The sequence below is a fragment of the Thermodesulfobium sp. 4217-1 genome, from assembly GCF_039822205.1.
Lineage (GTDB): Bacteria > Thermodesulfobiota > Thermodesulfobiia > Thermodesulfobiales > Thermodesulfobiaceae > Thermodesulfobium.
Window position 1 is genome coordinate 35,565 of the sequence record NZ_JBAGBW010000004.1, and the last position, 21,563, is coordinate 57,127.

Annotated in this window: 15 protein-coding genes; 7 read left to right on the forward strand and 8 right to left on the reverse strand. The window is 33.4% G+C overall.

The window, feature by feature from the left end:
* The 8 genes from chrA to V4762_RS02765 form a co-directional block, all read right to left on the reverse strand.
* Window positions 1-1,206, reverse strand: coding sequence for a chromate efflux transporter (chrA, locus tag V4762_RS02730; RefSeq protein ID WP_347314244.1), 1,206 nt, complete (start codon window positions 1,204-1,206; stop codon window positions 1-3).
* 264 nt (window positions 1,207-1,470) lie between these two features.
* Window positions 1,471-2,730 (reverse strand): hypothetical protein, encoded by a 1,260-nt coding sequence (locus V4762_RS02735; RefSeq protein WP_347314245.1) that lies wholly within the window; start codon window positions 2,728-2,730, stop codon window positions 1,471-1,473.
* Window positions 2,705-3,415, reverse strand: coding sequence for a glycosyltransferase family 2 protein (locus V4762_RS02740; RefSeq protein WP_347314246.1), 711 nt, complete (start codon window positions 3,413-3,415; stop codon window positions 2,705-2,707). The genes V4762_RS02735 and V4762_RS02740 overlap by 26 nt, the downstream gene beginning before the upstream one ends.
* Window positions 3,416-4,438, reverse strand: coding sequence for an NAD-dependent epimerase/dehydratase family protein (locus V4762_RS02745; RefSeq protein ID WP_347314247.1), 1,023 nt, complete (start codon window positions 4,436-4,438; stop codon window positions 3,416-3,418).
* Between the two features lie 18 nt (window positions 4,439-4,456).
* Window positions 4,457-5,665, reverse strand: a complete 1,209-nt coding sequence (locus V4762_RS02750) for a nucleotide sugar dehydrogenase (RefSeq protein WP_347314248.1) — start codon at window positions 5,663-5,665, stop codon at window positions 4,457-4,459.
* Between the two features lie 29 nt (window positions 5,666-5,694).
* Window positions 5,695-6,147, reverse strand: coding sequence for a GtrA family protein (locus V4762_RS02755; protein WP_347314249.1), 453 nt, complete (start codon window positions 6,145-6,147; stop codon window positions 5,695-5,697).
* A 46-nt stretch (window positions 6,148-6,193) separates the two neighbouring features.
* Window positions 6,194-7,555, reverse strand: a complete 1,362-nt coding sequence (locus tag V4762_RS02760; protein ID WP_347314250.1) for a hypothetical protein — start codon at window positions 7,553-7,555, stop codon at window positions 6,194-6,196.
* Between the two features lie 656 nt (window positions 7,556-8,211).
* Window positions 8,212-8,583 (reverse strand): hypothetical protein, encoded by a 372-nt coding sequence (locus V4762_RS02765; RefSeq protein WP_347314251.1) that lies wholly within the window; start codon window positions 8,581-8,583, stop codon window positions 8,212-8,214.
* Between the two features lie 332 nt (window positions 8,584-8,915).
* Here V4762_RS02765 and V4762_RS02770 point away from each other — a divergent pair, with 332 nt between their 5' ends.
* The 7 genes from V4762_RS02770 to V4762_RS02800 all read left to right on the forward strand — a co-directional run bounded on the left by V4762_RS02770 (window position 8,916) and on the right by V4762_RS02800 (window position 21,559).
* Window positions 8,916-9,290: a carbonic anhydrase gene (locus V4762_RS02770; RefSeq protein WP_347314252.1), complete on the forward strand. Its 375-nt coding sequence runs from the start codon at window positions 8,916-8,918 to the stop codon at window positions 9,288-9,290.
* 360 nt (window positions 9,291-9,650) lie between these two features.
* Window positions 9,651-13,394 (forward strand): EAL domain-containing protein, encoded by a 3,744-nt coding sequence (locus V4762_RS02775; RefSeq protein ID WP_347314253.1) that lies wholly within the window; start codon window positions 9,651-9,653, stop codon window positions 13,392-13,394.
* A complete protein-coding gene (locus V4762_RS02780; RefSeq protein ID WP_347314254.1) occupies window positions 13,384-15,117 on the forward strand; it encodes a hypothetical protein in 1,734 nt (577 codons plus the stop codon). Before V4762_RS02775 ends, V4762_RS02780 begins: the two co-directional genes overlap by 11 nt.
* A gap of 172 nt (window positions 15,118-15,289) precedes the next feature.
* Complete coding sequence (gene kdpA, locus V4762_RS02785; RefSeq protein WP_458646934.1) at window positions 15,290-16,984, forward strand: potassium-transporting ATPase subunit KdpA; 1,695 nt, start codon at window positions 15,290-15,292, stop codon at window positions 16,982-16,984.
* Complete coding sequence (gene kdpB, locus V4762_RS02790) at window positions 16,985-19,042, forward strand: potassium-transporting ATPase subunit KdpB (protein WP_347314256.1); 2,058 nt, start codon at window positions 16,985-16,987, stop codon at window positions 19,040-19,042. It abuts the gene before it with no gap.
* An 11-nt stretch (window positions 19,043-19,053) separates the two neighbouring features.
* On the forward strand, window positions 19,054-19,635 hold the full coding sequence (gene kdpC / locus V4762_RS02795; protein ID WP_347314257.1) for a potassium-transporting ATPase subunit KdpC: 582 nt from the start codon (window positions 19,054-19,056) through the stop codon (window positions 19,633-19,635).
* Entirely contained in the window at window positions 19,625-21,559 is a 1,935-nt protein-coding gene (locus V4762_RS02800) for a DUF4118 domain-containing protein (RefSeq protein ID WP_347314258.1), read from the forward strand. The genes kdpC and V4762_RS02800 overlap by 11 nt, the downstream gene beginning before the upstream one ends.
* Window positions 21,560-21,563: the final 4 nt, after the last annotated feature.

Consider the following 21,563-nt stretch of genomic DNA (forward strand, 5'->3'; position numbering starts at 1 on the left):
CTAAAGATGTATAGTCATAAATACATTTAAAACTATACTGACTATTGCAGTAGCAAGAATTACCCACAGAGGGCTGATCTTTAATGACAGTGCTGTAAATGAAACTGCTAATATAACAAGCTGTTTTATATCCCAGCTAATCAGAGTCGCAAATGTAAATGTAACATTTATTAACAATCCAACAAAAGAGCTCAATATGCTCATAATAATCCTTTGAAATATCCAGAAATTTTTCAATTTACTAAATATAGGCTCCACTGTAATGAGAACAATCAAGGCAGGTAGATAGATGCTGGTCATTGCAACCACTGCGCCTAAAATGCCGAATATCACAAAACCTATGAATACCGATACCATACCAGGTCCAGGAGTAACCCTACCAAATATCATGCCATCGAGAAAGGTTTGAGGAGATATCATGTGAAATTTTTCTACTATTTCTTTAAACATCAGTGATGTCCCAGAATAACCGCTTCCAAAAGACACTATGCTTATTTTGACAAAAGTAACAGATAGATTATATAGATTTTTGCTGTAGAAAAATGAAAACAGCATTACTGATGCTAAAATTAAGAGCATAAACAAAATCGATTTCAGATTTTTAAATACAGCATATCTACCTTCAACAGCGTAATCTTGTTTTAAATTTACTTTAATATTGTTAAAAAGGAAGAGCCCTAAGATAGCTGAAAGAAAAATTGTCATAAATGAGCTAAATTTTAGCCAAAAAAGTATAGTGCCAATTATAGCTATAAGAAAAGACCTTGCGTTTTTGATATTCATTTTTCCAATGACAAAGGTAGCCTGGATCATCAGTGCTACTACCACCGTTTGAAGGTTCATAAATATGTCCTTTGTAAAGTCTGAACCCTTTGTAAGGATGTAAAAATAAGAGAAAAAAATAATAAACAAAAATGAAGGGGTCATAAAACCAACCAGGCTTACAGCAGATCCAGAGATACCGCGCAACTTCAGCCCAATATAACTGCAAAGCTGAATTATAGTAGCACCAGGAATAGTTTGACAAAGAGCGAGCCCTTCCAGAAATTCTTTATCGCTAAACCATTGTTTCTCTTTAACAATTTTTTTATTTATATTTACGATCATCAGCAAACCGCCAAAAGCAGTCAGTCCAAGATACAAAAAAGTCTTGAATATCTCCTTTAAACCTGGGGATGTAAATTTAAGATTATCTAAAGATTCCAAATTATTTTGAGATATATTAAACCCTCAATTCAATATTTTATTTCTAAATATATTAACACTTTATTTAATTTTTAATCACCGAATAAAAAAGAGGGCGAAATATCACGCCCTCAAGGTTTTAACATAGAGAAAAATTTAATGATGCCACTCGTAATAGCCGTGATTGTAATAGTGTTCATGATGGTGATGATACCAATACCAGTCATGATGACAGTTGCAATTGTTATCAGGAGTTAAAATAATCTCTACATCAGCACTTAAAGATTATTTTTTATAGCAACTCAAATTATAAATACCCAGCCTGTGAGATTCTTCATAAATATTTACTGCATGCTCTTCTTTATCAAAATAATAAATACACTGTGAATTAAGGTTTGAATCGTATTTAATGAGATTTCTAACTCCATTTGGCATAGCAATAGAAAAAATAAGCATAGATAATCCTAAAGCAATAATATAAATATAATTGTTTGATTTTTTATCTTTATCTGGCAAAATTGATAGATAGTTAAAAGAAAGCAAAATAATCGGATATATAGAATATCTTGAGCTCAAAGCCTGCCAGATACCAAAATGAACTCTATCAATAGCTACAGCAAGTGCAGTAAGCGTCACAGCCAACAGGATCAATATTTGGAATTCGCATCGCTTTTTAAAAGCTATATAAATTGAGCAAAGAAGAAAGACCAAGCCAACTATATATTCATACCTTGTTAAAACCTTAATATTACCAATAAAGTTTAGAACATAAATTAATATATCAGAGAAATGTTTGAGAAAATATGAAAATGAAACACTTGACATGAATTGATAGTTAAAAAATATAAAATAAAAATATGCGTTAATTAAAAACAAAATAATTGTAAAAATTGCTTCTTTATTTCTTTTTTTAAAAAATAAATAAATTACTGCAGGTATATAGAAAATAAGTCCTCCTCCACCAGTCCATACTCCTAAAAGAAGAAAAAATTGATATAAAAGTGCATTCTTAATTGAAAATTTATAAATTAAAAAATAATATGAGAGAAGTAGAAATAATACTTGATAGTATTGCTGAATTGATGCCATCGACCATGACATTAATGTGTGCGTTAAAAATGAAAAAAATATAATCGAAATGGGTAGAAGATACTTGAAATTATTAAATTTCTTTTTGTAAAGCTTATAAATTACGAAAAATGATAATACCCAGCCAAGATTGCCTATGATAGAAAGTACATAAAAGTTTGCCTTGCCCATAATACAATATTGCAACAGTTCAACTACTCTATTGAAAAATATCCTGTGTTCATTGTGCTGAGAGAACAAAAGCCAGACTTTCTCGCCAAGATTATTGCTAGTAACGAATTTGTTTAGAAATCCTAAAACTGCATCGTAGTCATCATCAGCAGGAATGTTTATAGAAAAAATTAAAACTGCTGCGATATAAATTGCAAATGGAAGCAAAACCAACAACCGGTAAATTTTATCTCTAAACTTATCTGAAAGACTAAATTTCTTAAAAATATCTCTTACGCACTGCATATACATACCACTTAATATATTTTGGAAGCCATCTAAAAAGCTTAAAATTGGATTTGCCCTCAGACCTGTCTTTCCAGGTAGAAGGCACTTCACCTATCCTACCACCGTTTAAGAATGTCTTTACAGTTATCTCCATGCCTATCTCAAAGCCGCCAGTACTCTCTATATTTATTCTTTTTAGAGCATTTCTACTGTACATCTTGAAGCTATTCGTTACATCGTGAGTAGGTATACCTATAAGATAGTGAAGGCTGATGCCTGCAAGTCTGGAAAGAAGGCCTTTAAGCTTTGGTCCGCCAAATTGAGCACCGCCTTTCATATACCTTGAGCCGCAAACCACGTCATATCCATTTCTTATTAGGTCAAACATCTTATCTGCTACAGATAAGTCATCAGAGAGATCTGCCATCACTACCAGGACTGCATCTTCAGTAGATTCCTCTATACCTGTCTTTATGGCATTTAGAGCACCTTTGCCGTATTTATTTCTCAAGAGAGATACTTTGTAATCACCTAAATTAACGCTTTTTAGTGCCTTTAGGGTAGTATCCTCATCAAAGTCATATACGATGTAGATTCTGTTGTATGACTTTATCTTATTCTTTATTTCGCTAAGCGTTTTAAGGATGTTGTCCCCTTCGTTGTAAACGGGGACTACAATTCCTAAGGTTATTTCATGGTTCAATTAGACCTTACCCAGCTCAATTTGTTTTTTTATCCATGGGATTATCTCGTCTAAGGCCTCTTCCAGGGTTACCTTGGCCTCAAAGTTTAGAAGCCTCTTTGCCTTTGATACGTCAGGAGATCTCTTCTGAACGTCGTATGGAAATGGCTCATCTGATACATATCTGAAGGGTTTTGAATTGCCGTGAATCTTTTTCCAGATAATCTGAGCCAGTTCAAGAACAGTGTGAGCTTTAGAGGTGGATATGTTAAAGTCCTCGTTTACAGCATTTTCGCTTTCAATACAATATCTGATACCCCTTGCAAGGTCTCCTCCATAGGTATAGTGTCTGAGTTGATTTCCACTACCAAGTATGTGAAGGGGATCTTGGCCCTTTAGGACCTTTTGGACCAGATCTGGGACTACGTGACTCATAGCAAGTTTTACGTTGCCAGACATAACGCTCTCATCTGAAAGAGCTCTTCTCTCCCCTATTCCAATACAGTTAAAGGGCCTGATAATGGTGTATGGAAGTCTGTATTGTTCCCATGCTCCCTGAGCAAAGTATTCGCAGGCAAGTTTCTGAAAGCCGTATGTGGAGGATGGAGGCGGACACTTTCTCTCTTCTCCCTCTGGAGTAGGAAATACCGATGTGTTTTCAAATACCATAGAGGATGAAAGTACGTTTATCTTCTTTAATTTCTTGTTTTTAAATGCCCATATAGCAGCGTCAAAGGTAGATGCTATTATCCTTTCGTTTTCAGCCAAGAGATCGTATGCAAACTTGTGAAAATACGGTATGCCTCCTATCATAGCAGCTCCTGCTACCACCTGATCGCAGTCAGAGATTAGCTCCTTTAAGAGTTCTGTATCCTTTACGTCTCCTTTTACAAGCCTATACTTTGAATTTGTATCATAGCTTTTAGATAGCTCACCGTATTTTGAAAAGTTATCTATTCCTACTACCTCATGGCCGTTGTTCAAAAGCTCTTCTACAAGATATCCTCCTACAAAACCAGCAGATCCAGTTACAAGTATCTTCATTAAATTAGCCTCCTAAAATTAGATTTGTTTTTTATTCTTAAAATCCTTTTTAAACATAGTGTTCCACGGATCAATTAATATCTTTTCATCAGGTATCTCTAAATTATTATATTTGCTATGCGGACAGCCTATGAATATGATATCGCTTTTTTCTATTAACTCATCTTCGGATAAAAATCTAGGATCTTTTATAAATGGATCTGAGCAAAAGAGCGTGCAGTTTTCAAACTCTAATATGTGTTTTAACTTGTATGAAAGAGATTCTCTCTTGTCATCGCTATCTGGCTTAAATGCCATGCCAAGAATGCCTACTGTTTTGTTCTCAAGAGATATTCTTTGTTTTAGCTGCTCTACAAGAAAGTAAGGAAGTCCTTCGTTTACGAGCATAGCTGCATGTCCTAAGAAGAAATTGTTCTTGCTAAAGGCAGCAAGCTGCATGGTATCCTTAAAAAGACATGGCCCTGCAGTAAAGCCTGCTCTAGGAAGGTCCTTTGCTCTCGGGTAGTTATACACAATAGCATCATATATCTTGTAGAAGTCGAGGTCGTTTTGAGAGGCAATCTGATAGAACTGATTTGCAATAGAGAACTTTATATACCTATAAACATTTGTAAAGAGCTTTGCTAACTCTGCTTCCATAAAAGAGAGCCTTATTACTTCTGACGTAATAGTCTTAAATAGTTTTTCAGCCTCAGAAAAAGATTCTTCGTCATCAGATGAGATTATCTGAGGGAGACTGGATATTTCAGATATAGCATAGCCCTGGGCAATTCTTTCAGGACAAAAGGATACCCTTGTCTTCAGATTGTTCTTTCTAAGGTAGTCAACAATCTTTTCAGTAGTACCAGGATATACCGTGCTTCTTAAGATTATATGCTGGTCATCTGAAAATAGATTTATAAATCGTGATAGAAAGTCTCTGAATAAGACAAAATTAGGAGATAGGTGCTCATCTACTGGGGTTCCTATTACTATGACGATGAACTTTGAATCCTTAATTACATCTCTATCGTCAGTAACGAAAAGGGTTTTATCAAGAGTAGTTTTTAATATTTCATCTGCACCGTATTCCATAAAGGGCATCACTTTATTCTTTACCAGATCTATTGCATCCTTATTAATGTCATACAGGATAGTTTTTAGATTTTTGCTTGCAAAGGATAGTCCAAGTGGTAGTCCCACATGACCTAGACCGCCAACTATACATACGTCATACTTAAAGCTCAATTTAACCTCCAAATTTAGTTAAGTAAGATTTATCTCTTAAAGATTGCCTTGTCGTACACTACATAATTTAACAGTGATGCTATTCCGATTCCAATTGCAACATTCAGCATATAGTTTAATTTAAAAAAGTAGTCAAAGAAGGCAAAAGAAACTGTTCTGATGACAATTGCAAATGTGTTGGAAGAGTAGAAAAGAATTAGTTGTTTTAAAAGCTTGTATCCTTTTTCAAAAACGCAGTCTCTCCATGTCCAGGCCCTGTGTAAAAAAAATGCAAACAATATGCTCAAGATGAGGGCAATAAAGTTAGAAATATTTTTTAAAAGAGTAGAGTTCATTCTGAAGAGATCTATGAAGACATATATTAGAAGAAAGTTAAAGGCAGCAGAAATTAAACCTATCAGGATAAACCTAATTACCCTTTCTTTATGCGTGAGAAAAACTTTATCAGCATTCAATTCTAAATCTTTAATATGAACCTCCAATTGGTTGTGATCACAAATTAAAAAAACAATTCATAATTATTCTACATTACTTTTCAATATTTAATTCTATTGGCTTAGATTCATAATAACCAGTTTCATCATAATTTATTATTCTTAAGGTTAAAATGTGTTTCCCATAACTTAATTCGTTCAAAGGTATTGAACCACTAAATCCGGAATATTCATAATTTAAATTATTAAAAGCCTTACTTACATCAGGTCTTTTGACTCCACTTCCTAACGGATAAAAATATTTATTATCTATTACTGCAATAACACCTCTATCAGCATTTTTTGCAACGCTGTCTACTGCCCAGCCAGATATTTGGATAATGTCATTTTTATCATTTTTTGTTAGATTTATATCAGTTGGAGGTGTAGGATTTTGTGATAAGTTATATAAAGGTTTTGTATTATTTAATGTGATTGATTCTATTGTGTAAGAGGTTGGTTGATTTAATAAATGAGTGTTTTGAGTCAAAAAGCTAATATCTTTAAATTTAGCATCAGAATTATAAAAAATCACATTATAGCTATTATCATAATCTAAGTTTATGCCTTTTGTAATAATTTTAAAAGATTTTATTTTCAAGAGGTTATAAGCATCCCCATTCATTATGTCGTTTAAATCGCTTTGGTTTCTAATAAAATATTTTACAAAAAGGTGATCCCCAGATACAGTAGGAATAAATCTATATGGACCAACTATTTGATTGTTTGATAGCTTAAAAGATATGTAAATTTGGCTAAGAGGTTTGTAAAGAATATCTATAATATGAGATATAAAGGTCGGATTGATATAAATATCCATAAAATCAGCATTTGAGGGCAAATCAACCCATTGATTTAATTCAGTTTTTATACTTGATATTGAAGTCAAATTTAGATCATGACATGAATCTCTTCTTGTAAGAAGACTATACCTATTTCCCTGAATTTCAGTTCTATAACAAGATAATATTGCCATAAAAGTATATGGCTCAGAGAATAAGGGATATCTGTTATCAATATCCTCAAATGTGTAAATTATTTTTTGCAAAGCTATATCGCTTAAAATTTGCTTTGCATTCTGCTCATCAAGATATGGAGTATATGCAGAATAAGCTTGTGGGATAATTTGTGGGGTAAATTTAAAATTATAACCCTGAGCCATCATAAGATCCCAGGGAATTATTGTAACAGATTTATCTCCAATAGTCTGAAGAATCGCTGAATCAATTTTAAATTGGTTACGAATAGCGCTATCTGTTGATTGCTGAAGTTTGATTCTTTCGTGTTTGTTAAAACTTAGATTTATAAAATTAATAATGGATTTAGTACTATTGGCACCGTTAATATTTACTGAACCACCAATTAAATTAAAGCAAAATATAAACAAGAAAATAAAATTTATGAAATTATTTGACAACCTCATTCTTGAATAAAGAAGAATGGTAAATGCTATTACAATTATACAAACTGTAAAAAAGGATAAAGCATGTCCGCCAGCTATACCAGGATCCTGTCTAACAAAACCTTCTTTAAAAACAAGAAATAACAATAATAAAAGTAAAAAAAGTTGAGAAAAAAGAATTTTTTGCTTATTTTTATACGAATTTAAAATTAAATAAATAAAATATAAAAGTGTAGTTATCGCACCAAATGTCTGTAAAATCCTACCATTTAAAAACATTGCTGGAGTATATCCTTTTATTATTTCATATACTCCCATAAAGAGATCAGGTAAATTAGACAAATTTTGTCCAATAAGTAGATAGATAAGTAGAAAAACTAAGATAAATGAAAATAATCCGACAAAGCCTTGAAAGAAATTTTTTTTACTTTTGAAATTATATTCTATTAAAAATGGATATATTAGTAAGAATAATATTGAAAAGGGGATAATGTTAAATTTGATAAGCGAGCTAAATGCGAACAAAGCCCCAGACAAGACATATCTTATCAAAATAATCTTATTATTTTTTATAAAATCGCAATTAAAAGTATCAGCAATTATCAGAGTTGCCATCAGGCAAAGAAGCATTGAGATAGGGATAGAAGATGATACTATGATGCTAATTGCAATTATATATATATATATATATATGATGCTATTGAATTGTGAATATTAGAATCTTTGTTCTTAAAAACATATAAATACAGAAAATAAATAAATATTGCACAGAAACTAAGTCTTACAAAAATACTTGTGATAGCTGTTATAAGCCATAACAAATGATTGCTATAAAAATAAGTATTCTCCAAAAAGCCAAGAGGTCCAAAGGTAAATATTATCTCTTTACCCCATTGCAAATTATTTGAAAATGCATATCCAAGAAGCCAGCACCATGATGTGTCTAGAGTATCGCCAGTTGGAGCAAAAACCTTTACAAGATCAGGAATAGTAGTTAAAATAAGAATAAATACAGTTATAATTAAAAAAGTTTTCTTTCTCATTTCTTATAGAAAATTCCTTTCATTTCAATTACTGATCTTTGTACATAACTTTAGATGCAATAAAATATTTCGCATATCCATTTATATTCCAAATTAAATTTTAATTTTAACAAATTCTATCTTAAAAGTAAAAAAAGCTAATTATAAAAAAGATTTGTACATTGACAATAGCCCTATAAATTTATACGGTACTCATTTGGATATAAAAAAAGCCTAAAATCATTCGAAATATAAAAAAATTTATTTGTAGCACATTATATTAATAGATTAATATGTGCTTTTATTTAAAATTTTTTGTATAATAATGATAAACACAAATGAGGTGTTAATTTATGGACTTTGCAAGCACTATAAATTGCATGGATGGAAGAACTCAAGAACCTGTTATAAATTGGATAAAAGATAACTATGACGTAAAATATGTCGATATGATTACTGAAGCAGGACCAATCAAAATTATTTCTGAAAACTCAGATATTTGCCTAATAAATTCTATAAAAGAAAGATTAAACATTTCCATAAATATTCACGGCTCAAAACTTATTGCGATAGTTGGACACTATGACTGTGCCAGAAATCCAGAGAATATGAACACTCAAGTAATGCAAATAAGAGAATGCATAAAAATAGTCAAACATTGGTATGATGTAGAAATTATAGGCCTATGGGTAAATGAAAATTGGCAGGTTGAGAAGATAAAGATATAATTTGCCGATTTAATTAGTAGTATAATTATTACAAATCTCTATAAATTTAAATCATAAGGAGCATAGTTCTGAAAGCGTGTAATTATGAATCAGGATATAAACAATAAAGCTCATATTTTAATTCGAGAATTTAAAAAAACAAATCCTGATATTACTTCTATGGCAAAAAGAAACAATATATATAAACAAATTATTTCTTACAGGAATTTTTATGTTTTATTGACAAAATACATCCGAATAAGAAATAAATTAAAATTGCAAATCGAAAAAGCCAAATATTTCTTTAATTTAAATTTATTGTTGACAAAAACTATCCAGCTAGTAAATGACTCGGATGATGAAGACACTTTTCTCAAATCAATGTGTAATTTGGCTTCAAAATATGGCCAGTTCAATCTAGTTTTTATAGCCAAGATTAATAAAGATGGGGCTTTTAAGATAATAGCCTCCAATGATGAAAATATAGAAGGTAAAACCATCAAAGTTGCAGCGAACCAAAATCTGATTGAAAGTGCCAAAAGAGATTCCCGAAATTCAAACGAAAGAAATTTTAACGAATTATCATTGAATATTGTTTCTCAGAGCTTTACAGATGAAACTGAGAATAAACTTGAAGATTATTCCAGATACTCATTTCCGATTTACAGTAAAAATCACCTGTGGGCCATTCTTTTTGTTTATTGCGACAAGAAAAGGGTTTTATACAAGGATTGTAAAATATTAACCAATGAAACTGCCAACTGCATTTCCATTGGTGTTAGTAAAATAAGGTCGCAAAAACGACAGAAAAGAATTAATTTTTTACAAAAAGCCATTTTAGACAACGCTATGATAGGAATCGCGATGATAAAGGATAGAAAGATTGTCCAGATAAACAAGCATTGTTTGGAGATGTTTGGCTATAACAGACCAATGGATCTCATCGGTAAATCCACAAGAATGGTGCTATCTGATGAAGACGAGTATAAGCGTATAGGTTCTTTTTATCCAGAACTATCTAAAAAGGGAAATATATCTATTAATAACGTTCGATATAAGAATAAAAATTCTGAGATCTTAACTTGCGATGTATCAGTCGGACTGGTCAGAGACAATGATGAAAATATCAGCATTTGGGCTATAAAGGATGTGTCAGAGCGAAATGTCCTGCAAAAGCAGCTTTCACAATCTCTTGAATATCAAAGGACTATTTTCGAAAATAGTTCAGCTGGCATATTCGTAGTCGATTCCAGAAGAGTGATTGCTGAAGTCAATCCTGCAATGTGCAAAATATTTGGATATGACAGAGAAGAGCTAATTGGTCAAAGCGCTTTAATCCTTCACGAGAGTAAAATTTCTTATTATCAATTTTATCCAATATTTGAAACATCCAAAAAAGATAAATCAAAAACAAGAATAGAATATAAATTTAAGAAGAAAGATGGTTCTATAATTTGGACAGAAATTTTAGGCGCTCCACTAACTCTTCCAAATGGGGAGAAAGGGGTAATTTGGAATCTGATAGATGTAACTGAATTACATGATACTAAGCAAAAAATAGTTTATCAGGCATTTCACGATGCCCTTACAGGACTTCCGAATAGGCGCGCATTAGAAAATCACATACCGCTATCAATTGAAAGATCCAAAAAAAATGGCTCTTATATCGCTGTCGGTATAATTGATCTGGACAACTTTAAGCCAGTGAATGATAAATGGGGACATGAAGCTGGGGATAGGTTGCTAAAAGATTTTTCTCACAGACTCCAAAATTTAATGAGAAATTCAGAATTGGTTATACGGCTGGGCGGAGATGAATTTATTATAGTAATTGAAGACCTTGACTATCTAAAATATTATCAACAACTCGAAATAATATTGAAACGCATTCATAAAGCAATTGAAGCTCCATTTGAGGTAGCCAAAGGCATATATGCCAATGTAGGGATGAGCATAGGGGTTTCTATTTACCCAAAAGATGCCCAGGATACTGATTCTCTGATAAGAAAGGCTGACGCAGCTCTTTACCACATGAAGCTTCATAAACTTGATAGAGAAAATTGGTATCACTTTTTTACCAAAAGTCTATATGAGCCTGAAATTGAAGAAGAGTTTGATGCTTATGGTGAAAAAGCCACAATACTTTTAAAAAACGCCTCAAATGATTTTGATTCTGTAATATCTCAATTTATAGAAGCCTTTTTCAAAAAGGTATCGCATGACCCAGAGCAAAAGAAGATTGCTGTCAATCTTTCTATAGCAGAAGTGGATAAATTAAAGCAAAGCCAGTTTGCTCATTTAAGATTTATTTTTAATCCAAAAACTACTAAGGATGAAATTGTAAAAAGGGCGCAAAATGCAGGTCGTTCCCATGCGCTAGTTGGTGTGACTAGTTCAATGCTTTTACAAACTACAGATTTATTTAGAAGACTATTGAGCGATCATTTAAACAGCACTCTTATGTCGCCTCGTGACAGATATTGGATATTGTTGATTGCAGATATCAGACTTCATCAAGATATTAAAACAGAACTTGAATTTGAAAATTCCTATAAAGAAGAATATCTAAAGATTTTGTCGTCAAGTCTCCCACCGCATAGCATATCATGGCCAGACGCAAGAGAAAGAGAGCTAACTCCACTAGGCAGGCTGCCAGGAATCCAATCGGTTTTACTTATTAGACTAGACAAAAAAAGAATTTTTACCTTAGAAAGCAGTAGCGGTAATAACATCGTTGGGACTACAATAGATTTTGAATCGCTATTAAATAAAGAAAACCCTGCAAAAAATAATATTAGCTTGCGAAAAATACTTTCAAAAATGTGGCTTGGTAAGAAAATTATAAGCTTGGCTTGCCTGTCAAACGACCTAAATGACATTTATATAAATGAAATAGCGCTAAAAAATAATATTAGATCTATATTAAGTATTCCGATATTAGACGAATCAAATCAAACAACAGCTATAATAGTTCTAAATGGCGCCTTTCCAAATCAATTTGAATCTTCATTTATGGGTCAATTCGCCAGAAGTCTAAAGTATCGTTGGGAGCAAATTATCTCAATTTATAAAAAAACCGAAATTGTTATGCCCCAAAGCATTGCAACTTATTATAAACAGCAGCTATTTTCAGGAGGTCTAAAAATATTCTTCCAGCCAATTTTAGACCTTAAATTAAAAAAATTTGTCAAAGTAGAGGCCTTAGCCAGATTGCAAATTTCAAATAATGAAATAATCCCCCCTGGTGTTTTTTTGCCGCTATTAAGCAATAAAGATTTAGATTTGCTGTTCCACTTGGGTTTGGAAGAGGTATTATATCAAATTTCCATTTGGGATTCTATCGGATTTTTTATTGATTCATCAATCAATCTTGCCCCTTGCTCGCTACTCGACATCTCTCTCCCTAAATATATTAAAAATACTTTAGATAGATATTCAATATCTCTAGAAAGGCTCACCCTTGAACTTTTAGAGTCTCAAAATATTGAAAAGGATATACAAGACCGCTCAATAAATGAGATTTCAAATATTGGAGTTCAAATTGCTATGGATGACTTGGGGTCTGGATACAGCAGCCTGCAAAGGTTATCAAATCTTCCATTTGATTTAGTAAAAGTTGATCAGGGCTTATTGTCTAAGATAAGGCAAAACCCCTTGCAAACGCTATGTTTTGTAGAAAGTATAATTCAGATGGGCGATGATTTTGAAAGAAAAGTAGTAGTAGAAGGACTAGAGAAGATAGATATGGTTGAGGCAGCAGCCATCCTTGGAGCCCAATATGGACAAGGATATGCATTGGCTAAGCCAATGCCAGCAAATCAGGTAGTTCAATGGATACAAAATTTTAAATTCCCCATAGAAGAAGGCAAGATACATAGCTATCTTGGAGCACTTGCATATCATCTTCAATATATGAGAAGAAAAAACTTTCTACACGACAATTCTATTCAGGATTGTCCATTAACAGACTTTTTAATTAAGAGCAATCTTGAAAAAACCGATGCTTTTAGATTTCACGAGCTTATCCATTCTGGAAAAGATCTAAAGTCAAACAGCAAGAAGCTATTAGAGTGGCTAAACAAAAAGGTAATTGAAGAAGATTTAGAAATAAAAAATGAAAAATAATTTATCAGCCATATTGCTAAAAATTAAAAATTTACTAAAAAATATAATTTATAAATTAAATAAGATTTATCTACTGACTTCTATTCCGTTGATTGTAATAGCGATTATTTTTTATTTTTATACCAGCATAAAATTTTCTGTAAATATGCCCTATTCAGACGATTATGATGCTATTTTAGACTTCATAAACAAATTTTATACTCATAACGACTTCGGATATAGACTATATCTGCTCTTTTCTCAATTTCACGAGCACAGAATTGTATTTGACAGGATTATTACACTATTTTTTTTCAATATTATTGGCAAGATAGACTTTAAAATATTATCAATTGTAGGAAACTTTGGACTTCTCTTTATAATATTATTTTTGTTTATCTTTTTTAAGAAAAAATATAATTTGAAAATATCAGAGTTATTTCCAGTGGTCATAGCAATGCTTTGCTTTTCACAATGGGAGCTGATGTCGAACTTTCCAATGGCATCTATTCAGCAATATTATGAGCTTCTTTTCTCGATCATATCCATCACAGCATTTACCTGTGAAGGGTATGGCTTTATGCTTGGGATAATATTCTTCATAATAGCAGTCTTTACTGGCGGAGGCGGTCTATTCGTAGCACCTATCGTTCTTTTATATCTATTGTTAACAAAACAATATAAAAGATTTTCGATTTTTTTGATTGTATCTATCATAATTTTTTACATTTACTTTCCTCTTCTGCATTACATCTCGCCTCCGATAAAAGACACATTAATCTCTTGCTTAAAAAACCCCGCCTCACTATTGGGCTATATGTTGATTTTTATAGCATCAGCTGCCAAAAATTATGCCTTAGTGTTTATTATCGCAATTTTATTAATATTAAACTATCTCTGGCTCTTGCGCAGAAAACTAAATAAAGAAAACCATGCCTTAATATTACTTATTAGTTTCATATTCTTGACATCTATGGTAGTAGGTCTAAATAGAATTTTTTTAGGATTTGATAGCGCAATGTTTTCAAGATATACAATGTATTCGCTTTTCTTATTTTCTCTATCTTATATATCACTTTTCTTAAACGCTAAAAGTAAAAATATCAGAAAATTTATAGCTCTTTCGGGCTTTATACTATCAATCGTTTTATATGTTGGCTGGATTCAAACAGCATACTCAGAGCTATCTGACAAACAATATATGTTAAATAATTTTATGTCATACCCATATCAGGACAGAGCGTTTGAAAATATAAGGCTTGCCAAGAATCATGGATGGTTTACCCCACTGCAAAATGTTTATGATAAAACAAAGCAAGAATTTCACCTTGCGGAAAATATAAAACAGCTCAGAAAATATAGCTCACCGCCATTGATCGTGCTTACTTACTTTCATAAATATCCATTTCCCTTCGCAAACAAAAGTTTTCAATTAATAGTAAAAAGATATGAGAGCATAAATCTATATGGATGGGCGCTAGATCCTTTTGCATTAAATACCGCATCATTTTTATATGCCGATATCGATGGCAAACTTTATCCATTGACTTATGGCTTCCCAAGGAAAGACGTCGTTAGACTTTTCAAAATTCCCCAGTTCAAATTTTCAGGATTTAATTCCAATGTCAGCATAAAAAACCTTCCAAACGGGAGCCATGAATTTAGTTTGATAGTGGTAAACCACAACGAAAGCGCATACTATCAAACAAATAAGCTAACTTTCTATAAAGAAAACGCAGATTAAACCTGGTTTTTAAATTTCTAAAAATCTAAATTAACATTTAAAATAGCTTCAACCTTCAAATTGACTAAAGCATATAAATAAGTATATAACTCAATTTAATTTGTCAGTTTTTCAATTAGGTTATAATTAACTTTTAAGTAATAGTAAATTTATATGTTTTCAGGAGGTGTTAATTAATTTGTTTTTAGATATTTTGCAGTTTTTAATTTTCTTTGCGTTATTGACGTTGTGCGTAAAACCTCTTGGTTTGTACATGTCAAATATTTTTGAAGGTAGAAAAAACTTTCTTTCGAAAATCATCTCTCCAATAGAACTGCTTGTTTACAGATTGAGTTTCGTAGATCCAGACAACCAGATGGAGTGGAAAGAGTATGCTATATCAATGCTGCTCTTTAACTTTCTGGGTTTTATGTTTCTTTTCTTGTTACTTCTAACACAGCAATTGCTGCCACTAAATCCTGAACACTTTCAAGGCTTTTCATTTGACATCGCCTTAAATAGTGCCATAAGCTTTATCACGAACACAAATTGGCAAGCTTATTCAGGAGAGTCATCTGTTAGTTATCTAACCCAGATGCTCGGCTTTGCAGTCCAAAATTTCCTTAGCGCTGCAACAGGCATCGCTATCCTTGTTGCGCTAATTCGAGGTTTTGCAAGAAGAGAATCAAAAGTTATTGGAAATTTTTGGGTTGACATAACAAGATCAACTTTTTACATTCTTTTGCCATTATCGATAATCTTTGCAGTTTTCTTGATAAGTCAAGGAGTTATCCAAAACTTTAAAGATTATCAATCAGTTCATCTAATTTCATCACAGATTATTCCGATGGGACCCGTAGCCTCACAAGAAGCAATCAAGTTTACAGGCACGAACGGAGGAGGTTTTTTCAACGCAAACTCTTCACATCCTTACGAAAATCCCAACCCTTTAACAAACTTTTTGGAAACATTTATGATGATTCTTATTCCTGCCTCGCTCACATACACATTTGGGAGGATGCAAAAAAACACCAAACAAGGTTGGGCAATTTATTTTACAATGCTTTTCTTGCTCATAACCTTTATGGGCATTCAATATTGGGCAAATATTTCTTCCAACCATATAGTTAGTCTTCTTGGAATTTCAGGACATTATCTGGAGGGACAAGAAATAAGATTTGGGGTTGCAGGCTCCACACTCTTTTCATCAATTACCACAGCAACTGGATGCGGAGCAGTTAATGCTATGCTCGATTCCCTTTTGCCTATTGGATCGATGATTTCGATGATATTCATATTGTCAGGTGAGGCAATATTTGGAGGTGTTGGTTCAGGGTTGTACACAATGTTTGCATTCATAATAATTGCTGTCTTCGTGGCAGGCCTAATGATAGGCCGTACCCCTGAATTTCTAGGGAAGAAGATAGAAGTTAAGGAGATGTGGATGTCGATAATCATAGTACTAACTTCAGGCATCTTAATATTGATATTTACATCTATTGCGCTTACTACAAAGGAAGGATTGAGTTCTATATTAAATCCTGGTCCCCACGGATTATCCGAAATACTATATGCTTATGCGTCTACTGCAAATAATAACGGAAGCGCCCTTGCTGGTTTAAATGCGAACACATTATTTTATAATATTACGACTTCTATAACTATGTTAATTGGTCGCTATGTGCCTGCGGTAGCAGTTATTTATATGGCAGGCTCTCTTGCAGGGAAAAAATACATTCCTCCTAGTGTCGGAACTCTTCCTACTGACCGCGTTCCCTTTATCATATGGCTTATGTTGATAATAATTATTGTAGGAGCTTTAACCTTCTTTTCAGCATTAGCATTGGGACCATTTCTTGAAAATATTCTTATGCAGAGAGGCTTTTAAATGAGCGCAAAAAAATCAGATCTCTACAGTGTTGAAATATTTAAAACTTCTTTAATTAATTCCTTAAAAAAGTTAAACCCGAAAGAATTGATTTCGAATCCCGTTATGCTATCAGTAGAAATTGGCAGCATACTCACCACACTTGAGTTCGTGCGCCAAATCATTTTTGGGAGCAGTATACCTATTTGGTTTACAGGATGGGTCTCAATATGGCTTTGGTTTACAGTATTTTTTTCAAATTTCGCTGAAGCATTTTCCGAAAGCAGAGGAAAGGCAAGAGCTGAATCTTTAAAAAAATCGAAAACACAAATAATGGCAAAAAAAATCGAGAAGGCTTCATTTGATAGTAAATTCGAGGTCATTCCCTCTACACAATTAAAAAAGGGAGATATCATAGTTGTAGAACAAGATGACTTGATACCTGGTGATGGAGAGGTAATATCAGGCGCTGCCCTGGTAAACGAGTCAGCAGTAACAGGTGAATCTGCGCCAGTTGTAAGAGAAGCAGGAGGAGACAGGAGTGCTGTAACTGGGGGTACTTTAGTAATTTCAAATAATATTATAGTAAAAATAACATCCAATCCTGGAGAAACCTTTTTAGATAGGATGATCTCGATGGTAGAAGGCGCAAAACGCCGTAAAACGCCGAATGAGGTCGCACTCGAAGTTTTATTAATAGCTCTTACATTAGTTTTTATATTTGTAGTAATCAACCTAAAAGCGCTTTCAATCTATAGCATCAATTCTTCAGGACATGGCTCACCTATATCGCTTGTAATCCTTGTAGCTCTGTTTGTTTGCCTTGCCCCCACCACTATTGCCGCACTTCTTCCAGCAATAGGCATCGCAGGAATAGATAGGCTTTTCAGAAAAAATGTAGTTGCATTATCTGGAAAGGCAGTAGAGGCAGCAGGAGATGTGAACGTGCTGCTACTGGATAAGACGGGCACCATTACGCTTGGGAACAGACAAGCCGTTGAATTTATACCAGCTGGAAGTCACACTAAAGAAGAATGCGCTCAAATAGCCTTGATGTCATCTTTGACAGACGAGACGCCAGAAGGCAGAAGTATAGTTGTATTAGCCAAAGAGAAATACAACCTACGCTTCCATGAATTGCCTGCCAATACAGAAACAATACCCTTTAGCGCCAAAACTAGAATGAGTGGAGTAAACATCGATTCTCATAAATATCGAAAAGGTTCCGCTGACGCTATCAGCGAATACATATCCCAAATAGGCGGAAAGATTCCTGAAAATTTGGAAAAAATTGTTATGGAAATTTCAAAGTTAGGCGGCACACCTCTAGTAGTTGCCTATGACAATGATATTGTAGGAGTTATAAATCTAAAAGATATACTAAAAACTGGCATAAATGAAAGATTTGGACAACTTCGCAAAATGGGAATAAAAACTGTAATGATCACAGGAGACAACCCTCTCACAGCAGCTACCATAGCAGCAGAAGCAGGGGTAGATGACTTCTTAGCCCAGGCAAAACCAGAAGACAAGCTCAGACTTGTAAAAGAATATCAGCAGCAAGGTTTGATGGTCGCTATGACAGGAGATGGCACAAATGATGCGCCAGCTCTCGCTCAAGCTGACGTGGCAGTGGCTATGAATACAGGCACACAAGCTGCCAGAGAAGCTGCCAATGTTATAGACTTAGATTCTAATCCTACAAAACTTTTGGACATAGTGGATATTGGCAAACAGCTTCTTATGACTCGAGGTGCTCTTACAACGTTCAGCATATCAAATGATATAGCAAAATATTTTGTAATAATTCCTGCGGCTGTAATATCTATTTACCCTCAGTTGAACACCCTAAATATAATGCAATTAGCTAATCCATTTTTAGCGATTTTATCAGCAGTAATTTTTAATGCAATTGTAATACCTTTGCTTACCCCTTTAGCTCTTAGAGGTGTTTGGTATAGGCCTATGAAAGCAGAGAACCTGCTTATATACAATCTTCTTATTTACGGTGGTGGCGGGTTGATTGCACCCTTTATTGGCATTAAGTTAATATACTTAGTTTTAAGCATATTTATTTAAGTGAGGTAGAAATGAAAAATTTAAAAAGCTGTATAATAATTTTTATAATTTTAACCTTTACTACAGGAATAGTTTATCCTCTATTAATCACTGCCATTGGACAAATATTTTTTCCATGGCAAGCTAACGGCAGCCTTATATATCAAAACAAGGTTGCAGTGGGCTCAGCCTTAATCGGTCAATCGTTTAGCACAAGACCTGATTTATTTTGGTCAAGACCTTCAGGAACGCCTGATCGTCCATATAACGCAACCTCTAGTGGCGGTTCAAATTTAGGCCCTACAAATCCAAAACTTATTTCAGAAATAGAAAATAGGATTGAATTTTTAAAGAAAAATGGGATAGAATTGCCTATTCCTTCTGACCTGGTTATGGGTTCTGGCAGCGGACTAGATCCAGACATCACACCAGAATCAGCCATGGTTCAGATTCCAAGAATCTCAAAGATTACCAACATACCAGAAGACACTTTAAAAGAGCTTGTTATAAATAACACTGAGCCAAAAGACTTTGGACTTCTTGGAGCTAATAGAGTAAACGTTCTTAAATTAAATTTAAAACTTTTAGAGATAGAGAAACAATATGCCAGATGAAGAACTAAAAAGACCATCTCCAGAAGAAATGCTTCAACTCGCAATAAGCGAGGAAAAAGCTAAAAGAGGCCAGCTTACAATTTATCTGGGATATGCCCCTGGAGTTGGAAAAACCTATTCAATGCTCAGCGATGCACATCTTAGAAAAAATGAAGGCATTGATATCGTAGTTGGTTACGCAGAAACTCACAATCGTCCAGAAACACAAGCACTACTTGATGGTTTAGAGATCATACCTACATTGAGAGTAGAATATAAGGGCTTAAAGTTAAAAGAGGTAGATTTTGAAAAAATACTAAAAAGAAATCCACAAATAGTAATTATAGATGAACTTGCCCATACCAATCCCCCCAGCTTCCCTAATTCCAAAAGATATCAAGACATAGTGGAGTTGCTAAATGCTGGGATAGACGTTTATACCGCAGTCAACGTCCAACACATTGAAAGCTTTAAAGATATCGTCTTGCAAATTTCAAAAATTTCTATAAAAGAAACAGTACCAGATAATTTTTTTCAAGAAGCGGCTGAAATAAAACTGGTAGACCTCACGCCCGAAGAGCTTATAAAAAGGCTCAAAGAAGGCAAGATATATGTTGAAAACATGGCTAAGAATGCTATAGACCAATATTTTAAAGCGGGAAATCTACTAGCTTTAAGACAAATTACATTAAGGGTTGTAGCCGACAGCGTAGATGACAAAATGCGCCTATATATGATGCGGCATGCAGTAGCAGGTCCATGGTCTATAAAGAAAAAAGTCCTTGTGGGAGTTTTTGCAAGTCCGTATGCAAAACAGCTTGTAAGAGCGACATATAGATTTGCCAGTGAAATAGACGCTCAATGGATAGCACTTCATGTAGAAACACAAAAAAATAAATCTTTCACAGAAGAAGAGATGAAATGGCTTAATGGAGCTCTTGATTTGGTTAGAACCCTCGGCGGCCAAATTGTTTGGCTAAAGGGCGATGATACCGCCAAAGAGATGATCGATTATGCCAAGGGCCATAACGTTACCAAGATTGTTATAGGTAAACCAAAAAAATTTAATATGATTTTACGCAGCATACCGGAAAAGCTCATCACAAAGACAAAGAATATAGATATATACATGCTTGATCTAAAGGAAGAATCAGCCAATCTTAAAAAGAAAAAATTCAAGCTTATCTACCCAGGCCAATACGCAATAGGAATATTTAATATTTTTGTTGTGTCAATTTTAGCTTATATTCTAAGAGGATATTTAAATCATACCAATATGATATCCCTATTTTTATTAGCTCTAATTTTAAACGCATTTTTCCTCCAGATATTGCCAACGCTGTTGTCTACTCTTTTAAGCCTGCTAATTTTTGATTTTTTCTTTACACCGCCGTATTTCAGCTTTGCAATATCAGATTTAAACTATTTTTTTTCCTTCATGGTTTATTCTATTGCTGTTGCCACCATCAGCATGTTAGCCTCGAAGCTTAAAAATAAAGTTGAAACTCTTAAAGAGAGCCAGAAAAGAGAGATAGGATTATATGAATTGAGTTCAGACCTGGTAATGGCAAGAAATATAAATCACGTTTTATCTTTAACTATAAATCACATAAAAAAATTATTTTTATGTGAAACAGCTATATTCATTAAAGAAGAAGAAAAAATTAAATTAGGTGCGAAAACTGATAAATTTGAAATAAGTCAAGAAATAAAAGGAATAATCTCATGGTGTTTTGTAAACAAAAAATCTGCAGGATTTGGAACCGATACCTTCTCGAACACAAAAGCATTATATTTGCCTATGCTCACTGCAAAAGATATTTATGGAATAATAGCAGTAAACATCACAGATGTTAAAAATTTAAAAATTGATGACAGAATAGCACTTGATGCTATCACCCACCTTAGCGCTATGGCGCTGGAAAGAATATCCAATTTAGCTTAATTTT